This window comes from Thiolapillus sp., from assembly GCF_048562965.1.
Lineage (GTDB): Bacteria > Pseudomonadota > Gammaproteobacteria > Chromatiales > Chromatiaceae > Thiolapillus > Thiolapillus brandeum_A.
On the sequence record NZ_JBHNMF010000634.1, the window covers coordinates 1 to 1,767 of the forward strand.

The 1,767-nt window shown below is 45.6% G+C and carries 2 protein-coding genes; both read left to right on the forward strand.

The window, feature by feature from the left end:
* The coding region (locus ACOCD2_RS18600) for a hypothetical protein (RefSeq protein WP_294078071.1) at window positions 1-396 on the forward strand (396 nt) is incomplete at its 5' end.
* On the forward strand, window positions 393-1,304 hold the full coding sequence (locus ACOCD2_RS18605; protein WP_293649686.1) for a peptidylprolyl isomerase: 912 nt from the start codon (window positions 393-395) through the stop codon (window positions 1,302-1,304). The genes ACOCD2_RS18600 and ACOCD2_RS18605, both read left to right, overlap by 4 nt.
* The last annotated feature ends 463 nt before the right edge of the window (window positions 1,305-1,767 follow it).

Sequence of the window (1,767 nt, forward strand, 5' to 3'; positions counted from 1 at the left end):
GGTGGTGATGAGACTTGCAGTGGCGGCGGTAATGTAGTCTGTAAAGGTGATGACCTTGCTCTAGAAAATGGGGGAACAATTGCTCAATTTGAAGATATTGCCGCCGACCAAATCCATGTGTGGGGATTTACATACCGTGATATTACAAAGACAGGTTATAGTGCCGTTTCTGTGTTGAGTATTGAAACGGATGTGGATTTGGAATTCACTATAAATCAGAATGCTGGAAATATGGATGATGGTACCAGTGCGGTTTGTAAGCGGCAGACAAACTGGATAGGTCTTACAAACAAAACATCTTATGCCGAATATTATTGCCTGCTCGAGGTGGGTACCCACTATTTCCTCAATGTCCATAACCTGTCTGGTAGTGGTTCGTATACGATTATTCGATGAAATATTATAAGTCTGTTTTGCGTATTTATTTGTTTGTGTTAGTAGCATTGTGGGCCATCCATACATCCGCAGATGAATCTGCCAAGGCGGTTCTTATTGATGGTCCAGAAGTGGATTTGACTATTGAGGACGTAAAGAAAGCATTGTTGAGTGTGCCTGCTGATGTGCGCCGAGTGCTGCTTACAAACAAGCAGAAGTTGGTAGAATCGGTCAATTCTACTTATCTCACAAAAGTGGCCGCGCATCGAGCACTGGCAAAAGGGTTGGACAACACACCGGAGGTTCAGGCTCGCATATGGAACCGCCGCCTTAATATTCTAGCCAACGCCGAACTCGATAAGGTTGTGGCTAAAGCGTTGTCTGATGATGAAGCATTTGAGCCCCTAGCTAGGGAGGAATATTTAGCTCACCAGGAGGATTATGCCGTACCGGAACGTGTACATGCCGCACATATTCTGTTTAAGGTCGATGCTGAGGGTGATGATGCTACTGCTAGAGCAGAAGCAGAAAATGTCAGAGTACGGATTCTTTCGGGTGAGATTTCTTTCGAAAATGCTGCAAGAAAGTTTTCCCAAGATGAGCGCAATGCATCAAAAGGAGGGGACCTCGGTATATTTCCTCGTGGACGTATGGTCAAGCCGTTTGAAACGGTAGCATTTTCCTTAGAGCCTGGACAGGTTAGTGAGCCGGTGAAAACGAAATTCGGTTACCATCTGATTCGGTTGTCAGAAAAGTTTTCTGCAGAGGTTAGATCATATGAAAAAGTCAAAAAAGTTATTGTTTCAAAACTAAAAAAGAAAATGGAAGCAAAGATTCGCAGAGACTATTGGCTGCAATTGGAAAATGATCCGAATCTTAAAGTAAATCGTACTTTGATCAATGAATTTGTAGCGGATCCTAATCTTTGATGAGATAAATCCATTGGCAGGCTGTTGAACAACTCCCTGTTTCCGCAATATTATCCTGGATCTTGATGCATAAAATAGATTGACGATGCTAGGCTTCCAAGATACAACAAGAGACGCTGTTCAGCACGGTAAGTCAGGAACAATAGGTGCCGGACACCACTTACTCCAGCCCATTCTAAAGATGGTGGATGAAGCCCTTAAAGCATTGGACAGCGAATTCAACGCACTCTATGCTGAGATGGGGCGCGACTCGATACCCAGCGGAAAAACTGCTATGTACACAGTTGCTAATGGCTCTCTATACCATCCGTAGCGAACGGCAACTGGTCGAACAGATCGACTACCGCTGCCAGCCATGGAGAGCGAAGCGAAGGCTGGTAGACCCCAGTAGCCGCGAGGCCGCACTGTTTTCCCGGCGTGCCTTGCGCCAGAGGGAAAACAAAGTAGGCCTCCGAACGCGGCG

What these genes read in the sequence shown, in the direction of transcription:
- ACOCD2_RS18605 (WP_293649686.1), top strand. Translation starts at nt 393, where the DNA reads ATGAAATATTATAAGTCTGTTTTGCGTATTTATTTGTTTGTGTTAGTA.